Annotated in this window: 6 protein-coding genes and 1 pseudogene; 5 read left to right on the forward strand and 2 right to left on the reverse strand. The window is 38.5% G+C overall.

Annotation, left to right across the window (positions count from 1 at the left end):
• Window positions 1–159: 159 nt before the first annotated feature.
• Window positions 160–2379 (forward strand): carboxy terminal-processing peptidase, encoded by a 2220-nt coding sequence (locus tag MWU32_RS00990; RefSeq protein WP_246936948.1) that lies wholly within the window; start codon window positions 160–162, stop codon window positions 2377–2379.
• Between the two features lie 110 nt (window positions 2380–2489).
• Here MWU32_RS00990 and yihA read toward each other — a convergent pair whose 3' ends face one another.
• Both yihA and MWU32_RS01000 read right to left on the reverse strand, forming a co-directional pair.
• The gene (gene yihA / locus MWU32_RS00995; protein ID WP_246936950.1) at window positions 2490–3101 is read right to left on the reverse strand and encodes a ribosome biogenesis GTP-binding protein YihA/YsxC; all 612 of its coding nucleotides are present in this window, start codon (window positions 3099–3101) and stop codon (window positions 2490–2492) included.
• Between the two features lie 211 nt (window positions 3102–3312).
• Window positions 3313–4077 (reverse strand): alpha/beta fold hydrolase, encoded by a 765-nt coding sequence (locus MWU32_RS01000; RefSeq protein WP_246936939.1) that lies wholly within the window; start codon window positions 4075–4077, stop codon window positions 3313–3315.
• 296 nt (window positions 4078–4373) lie between these two features.
• Here MWU32_RS01000 and mraZ point away from each other — a divergent pair, with 296 nt between their 5' ends.
• The 4 genes and pseudogenes from mraZ to MWU32_RS01020 all read left to right on the forward strand — a co-directional run.
• A complete protein-coding gene (mraZ, locus tag MWU32_RS01005) occupies window positions 4374–4844 on the forward strand; it encodes a division/cell wall cluster transcriptional repressor MraZ (RefSeq protein ID WP_246936942.1) in 471 nt (156 codons plus the stop codon).
• Complete coding sequence (gene rsmH / locus MWU32_RS01010; RefSeq protein ID WP_246936953.1) at window positions 4831–5727, forward strand: 16S rRNA (cytosine(1402)-N(4))-methyltransferase RsmH; 897 nt, start codon at window positions 4831–4833, stop codon at window positions 5725–5727. Before mraZ ends, rsmH begins: the two co-directional genes overlap by 14 nt.
• 213 nt (window positions 5728–5940) lie before the next feature.
• Window positions 5941–6261, forward strand: a complete 321-nt coding sequence (locus MWU32_RS01015; RefSeq protein ID WP_246936946.1) for an FtsL-like putative cell division protein — start codon at window positions 5941–5943, stop codon at window positions 6259–6261.
• Window positions 6262–6736: pseudogene (locus tag MWU32_RS01020) on the forward strand (penicillin-binding protein); the annotation flags it as partial.

Genomic DNA, 6736 nt, shown 5'->3' on the forward strand with positions numbered 1-6736 from the left:
TAAATTAGACGTTAAAATCCCATTCAGAGTGGTTTAACAAAAAATTAGTAGCCAATGGTTTTATTGGCATGGTTTTTTCTTTTACTTTAGTAAAAAATAATCAGAGGGTCTATAACGTTTAGATCTAAATCAATGCCGCTAAAAAATATGAAAGATATCATGAAAAGGAATTATAAGATTTTATTGCTGGCGCTTATGCTGGCGTTTGCGTCATGTAGTTTCACCACTAAAACTTTTGAAGATCCAGACAAGGATAAATTATTGATGCAATTAATAACCTATGTTCTTGAAGAAGGCCATTATAGTCCTAAGGAAATAAATGACCAATTCTCCGAGAATGTATTTAAGGCTTATCTGGATCAGTTGGATCCTTTTAAAAGATACTTCTATGCCTCGGACATTAAGGAGTTTGAAGCTTATAAGCATAAAATTGACAATCAATTAAAAAATCAGGACCTGACGTTTTTCAACCTGACCCATAATCGATTGTTGCAACGCATAGAGGAATCGCAAGCAATGTACAGAGAGGTTTTGTCCAAGCCGTTTGATTATACCATAGATGAAGAGATCAATACGGAGTACAAGAAATTGGATTATGTCAATTCAAAGAAGGATATGAGAGAGCGTTGGAGAACCCAGCTTAAGTTTTCTGCCATTGCCAATTATGACGACTTGATTAAACAGCAGGAAAATACGTTTTCTGATAAGAAAATGGTTGAGAAAATGAGTCATGTAGACGAATATGATACTGAAGGGGTAAATCAAAATGTGTTAGTTGATGCTGAAGTCAAATCTGAAAAAAAGGTTAAAAAATCACTGACGGAATTAGAGGCAGAAGCAAGAAAAGCGACGCTCAATTCGCTCAATGAGCTTTATGATTATATTGATGAACGGAAGCGAGACGATTGGTTTAGCGTTTATTTAAATGCTATTGTTGCCGAATTTGATCCGCATACATTTTATTATGCACCAGAAGATAAGGAGCGTTTTGATGTGGCCATGTCGGGGAAATTTGAGGGTATCGGCGCGCGGCTTCAAAAGAAAATGGATGTCGTGACCATCATAGAGATTATTAGCGGTGGACCGGCATGGAAAAATAACGAATTAGAGGCAGGAGATCAAATTCTTAAGGTACAACAGGATGATGGTGAACCTGCCGTCAGTATTGTGGGTATGCGTTTGGAAGATGCCGTAAAATTAATTAAAGGACCAAAAGGTACCGATGTTATTTTAACTGTAAAAAAGGTAGATGGCACTATTGAAGAGTTGACCATTACCAGAGATGTGGTAGAGTTGGAGGAGGTTTATGCAAAATCGACCACCGTGATTAAGGACGATAAGAAATTCGGTGTGATCAATCTTCCAGGCTTTTATGTCAATATGGAAGATTATAAGAAACGTAATGCGGCTACAGATGTTAAGCTTGAAATAGAACGCTTAAAGGAAGAAGGTATTGAAGGTCTGGTTTTAGACTTAAGAAATAATGGAGGCGGATCATTGCAAACTGTTATAGATATGGCCGGATTGTTTATTAAGGAAGGTCCAATTGTTCAAGTAAAAACTACCGGCGGACAAAAGGAAGTGTTAAAGGACAAAGACAAATCCATAACCTGGGATGGCCCACTGGTGATTCTTGTAAACGAGAATTCTGCCTCAGCCTCTGAAATTTTGGCTGCTGCCATGCAGGATTATAAACGAGCCTTGGTAATTGGTAGTCAACAAACTTTTGGTAAAGGGACCGTTCAGACCGTCCTGGATCTTAACCGAATGGTGAGAAACAATACGAGTGGTGATATGGGTGCTCTAAAATATACCATACAGAAATACTATCGAATCAACGGTGGATCAACCCAATTGGAAGGGGTGAAAAGTGATGTGGTTGTTCCAGACCGTTACAGTTATATCGCTTTAGGCGAAAAGAATCAGGATAATCCGATGGCTTATGATAGGATTGATGCCACTGATTATAAGATATGGGATCACAATGTGGATTATCAAAAGGCCGTTGCCAACAGTAAGGCACGTATTGCCAAGAACGAACAGTTGAAATTAATTGACGAAAATGCCAAATGGGTCAAAAAGCTTAGGGACAAGGAGAATTACTCCCTAAACTATGACACGTATAAGGCAGCACTAAAACTAAACGAAGAGGAAGCAAAGCACTTTGAGCGTTTAACCGATTATAAAACAAACTTAACTTATAGCTCTTTGCCTTACGAAAATAAATTAATGGCTGAAGATAGTGTTCTGAGAGAGAAACGTGATCGCTGGCACAAGGCATTGAGTCAAGATGTGTATGTTGAAGAGGCCTTAAATGTATTAAGCGATTTAAGAAGCTCTTATAGCATTAAAAAAGTTGTCAATAACGTGAAGGATTAATCTTTCTGAAATCGATATAAAAAATGCTCCAAGGTTTACGCAACTTTGGAGCTTTTTTTTTGAATGGGTTATTTTAGAGAATCTGGCTATAGCTATAAAACAGAACAATATTAGTTCTGTCTTAGGGCATTCATTTGTTGATTGATCTGATCAATCTCGTTCAACACTTCATCCCTTCCAAGAGCAGAAGAGGAAGAGGTGATGAAGTATTTAGGGGTTTCTTCCCATGTTTTAAGAAGTTCTTCTAAATAAGCAGCAACATTACGTTCGATGGCTTTTGGCTTGAGCTTATCGGCCTTGGTAAAAATAATGGAAAACGGAATGCCATTTTCGCCCATATACTGCATAAATTCAAGATCTATTTTTTGGGCCTCATGCCTGATGTCCACCAAAACAAAAGCCAATACTAATTGCTGTCGTTCCTCAAAATAGTCAGTAATAAACCTTTGGAATTTTTTTTTGGATATTTTGGAAACGCGCGCATAGCCGTATCCAGGTAAATCTACCAAAAACCAATTCTTATTGATTAAGAAATGATTGATAAGTTGGGTTTTGCCTGGTCTCCCAGATGTTTTTGCTAAATTTTTATGATTGGTCAGCATGTTTATCAACGACGACTTGCCAACGTTGCTGCGCCCAATAAATGCGTATTCAGGCAATGTATCCTTCGGGCACTTGGCCACTTCCGAATTGCTCATTATAAATTCAGCAGATTTGATGATCATGTTTTTTTAGGATTTTATTTTTAAGTTGACAGTTCTCAGTCCTCAGTTGGCAGTCCTCAGTCTTCAGTCCTCAGTCTTCAGTCTTCAGTGGGCAGTCTCAGTCCTCATTCGCCACTCACCACTCACCACTGACATAACTCATAACTCATAACTCATAACTCTTCAGTCACTCGTCACCCGCCATCACTCACCACTCATAACTTGCTTCTCAAAGCTTCCGCTTCTTCAGCCATTCTTCAAGTATCGCATTGAACTCATCGGGATGTTCCATCATAGCGGCATGTCCGCATTTATCAATCCAGTAAAGGTCAGAATCTGGTAGAAGTTCATGAAATTCGACGGCAACTTCGGGTGGAGTTACAATATCGTTCTTTCCCCAAATGATGCATACCGGCAGATCCATTTTAGGTAAATCTTTGGCCATATTATGACGGATGGCACTTTTGGCAATGGCTAAGGTCTTAATTAATTTATTTCTGTCATTGACAGTTTCATAAACTTCGTCCACAATTTCTTTGGTTGCCACTGCGGGGTCGTAAAAAACATCTTGAGCCTTTTTCTTGATCACTTCATAATCACCGCGTTTGGTGTAGCCTCCGCCCATAGCGCTTTCGTATAAGCCGGAACTTCCGGTAATAATCAGGGCTTTAACTTTATCAGGATAGAGTTTGGTATGGTAAAGTCCAATATGGCCACCAAGCGAATTGCCCAATAAAATAACGTCATCAAATTCTTTGTATTCTATAAAATCATAAAGATATTTAGCAAAACTACGTACATTGGTTTTTAGTAAGGACATCGAATAAATGGGTAATACAGGAACGATGACTTTATAGCCCTTGCCACTAAAATACTGGATAACACCATCAAAATTGCTAAGGCCGCCCATTAATCCATGCAGAATTATTATGGGTTGACCTTCACCTACTTCAATATAGCTGTACTTTTTTTCTTTTTTTAAGAGATGTCTCATTAACGGTTGGTAGTTATGCTTAAAAAACAAATATAGTTATTTCAATCAAATTTTATTTCTTTTTCGCCAGTTTCAAGGCAATACTTCTACATTATTTGTTTACATCCAATAAATGCTTTTATCCCACTTTTTAATATTCTGAAAAACAAGCGCTTATTTATTCCTCCTTTCATCCGTTTGTCGAAAATACCGCTCAAAATCAAAAACTTATCAACAAAAGTGGTAAATTGTGGTAAAAGGTGGTAATATTTTCAATATATTTGAATCGTAGTCGTTAGTTAAACAAACAAAAGCTTTTGAATTCATTAATAGGAACATACGAATGTAAAGTTGATGCCAAAGGTAGGCTTATGTTGCCTGTTGCCATCAAAAAACAGCTGTTGCCTGCGCTTCAAAACGGATTTGTTTTAAAAAGAGCGGTTTTTCAACCGTGTTTGGAATTGTATCCAATGACCGAATGGGAGGCTTTGATGCAAAAAATGAACAAACTTAACCGCTTCAAAAAGAAAAATAACGATTTCATCCGAAGATTTACGGCAGGCGTGAAAGTGGTGGAAGTAGATAGTACTGGCAGGTTGTTGATTCCTAAGGATCTAATGGCTTTTTCGGGTATCTCAAAGGAAATTGTAGTGTCTTCCGCCATAAATATTGTGGAGATTTGGGATAAAGATAAATATGAACAAGCTATAGATGATGCGGCTGATGACTTTGCAGATTTAGCCGAGGAAGTTATGGGACAAGATGATGACGAAAATGGACTATCATAATCCGGTATTACTTACGGAAGCAGTAGATGGATTGAATGTCAAGCCAGACGGTGTGTATGTTGATGTGACATTTGGAGGAGGGGGTCATAGCCGTGAAATTTTAAAGCGCTTAGGTCCAAAAGGAAAACTATTCGCTTTTGATCAAGATAAGGATGCTCTTTTAAATACCATTGATGACTCTCGGTTCAAGCTGATCAATGAGAATTTCAGGTTTTTAAAGCGCTTTTTGCGCTTTTATGGTGCCAAGGAAGTAGATGGGATATTGGCAGATTTTGGTGTCTCCTCCCATCAGTTTGATGTTGCTGAGCGCGGATTTTCAACACGTTTTGAAGCAGATTTGGACATGCGGATGGATCAGGACAGCACATTGTCAGCGTTCCATGTCATCAATAAATATGATGAGGAGCAGATTAGAGATGTGTTCTTGCAGTATGGCGAGTTGCGCCAGGCTCCAGCCATGGCGAGGCTTATTGTGGAAGAAAGAGCAACTAATGAAATCAAGTCTAGCGAGCACCTAAAAGAGGTCTTGAAAAAATTTGTAAAACACAAAAATGAACATAAAGTGTTGGCGCAAATCTATCAGGCCATACGGATAGAAGTGAACCAGGAAATTGAAGCTTTAAAGGAGCTGTTGCTCCAGGTGCCTGAAGTTTTGGTTACAGGAGGTCGCTTAAGTTGTATATCGTACCATTCATTAGAGGATAGGTTGGTGAAGCGTTTTATTAGGAATGGACTGTTTGAAGGCGAGCCTGAGCGCGATGTTTATGGGAATTTTGAAGTGCCATTAAAGAAAGTTGGCGGTTTGATTGTGCCATCTAAAGCAGAAATAAAGGAAAATAGCAGAGCGCGAAGTGCAAAGCTTCGGATTGCGGAAAAAATATAAGATCAAAAAATTCCATCCCTTTTTTAAGGGAAGGCGGAATAAATTCCTGAAAAGGAATTTAAGACGGAAGGGTAGGCCTTGGAGGTTTAAAGAATAAGTCTAATTAAAAGAGAGGTTCCTTCCCGATAGCTATCGGGATTCGCAGAAACGAATTCAGGTTAAAACAAAAATAACTCTTCCTTTTGGGAAGATGTCCGAAGGACAGATGGGAATATGAAAAACAACATCTATCACATATTAAGAGGAAAGTTTTTGGTCAGCGATGATTCGTTTAAGAATTGGAGGATCATCATTTTTATTTCTGTACTGTCAATAATTATGATTGCAAGTTCGCACAGTGCGGATAAAAAAGTTCATGATATAGCGCGATTGAACAATGAAGTTAAAGAATGGCGCTCTGTCTTTGTGGATGGTAGATCAAAGTTGATGCGTCTCAAAATGGAATCTGGAATCATCCAGAAAATGGCAGAAAAGGGGATTGCACCGTCTCCAAATCCGCCAAAGAAAATAAAAGTAAAATCAGAAAAAAAATAAGTGGCAGTCACTGAAAAGCACATATTGAATCGATTGTATTTTGTAGCAGGCATCATGTTTGTCTTCGCATTGGCCGTGGTGTTCAAATTGTTTACCATTCAGCTGGTTGACGGTGATAAATACCGTGACTTAGCGGAGAGACGTACCGTTAAGAATGTCACCATTCCTGCCAACCGTGGCAATGTGTATGCGTCTGATGGGAGTTTGCTGGCAACGTCCATTCCAAAATATGACATCCGTTTCGATGCCTTGACACCAACCACTAAAACTTTTGAGAATTTCTTAAGGCCATTGAGTGATTCTTTGTCAAAATATTCAGGCAAATCATCATCGTATTATGAAAAGGAGTTGCGTAAGGCAAGAGCTAATAAAAATCGATATTTTTTGTTGGCAAGAAATATTAGCTATACGGATTATGCACGGATTCGAAACTTTCCATTATTAAGTCTTGGTGCTTTTAGGGGTGGCCTCATTG

Source organism: Gelidibacter sp. F63206, from assembly GCF_023015735.1.

Bases quoted from the DNA above. Each gene is read 5' to 3' on its own strand.
- MWU32_RS00990 (WP_246936948.1), top strand. From the start codon at position 160: ATGAAAAGGAATTATAAGATTTTATTGCTGGCGCTTATGCTGGCGTTT.
- MWU32_RS01000 (WP_246936939.1), bottom strand. From the start codon at position 4,077: ATGAGACATCTCTTAAAAAAAGAAAAAAAGTACAGCTATATTGAAGTA.
- rsmH (WP_246936953.1), top strand. From the start codon at position 4,831: ATGGACTATCATAATCCGGTATTACTTACGGAAGCAGTAGATGGATTG.
- MWU32_RS01015 (WP_246936946.1), top strand. From the start codon at position 5,941: ATGAAAAACAACATCTATCACATATTAAGAGGAAAGTTTTTGGTCAGC.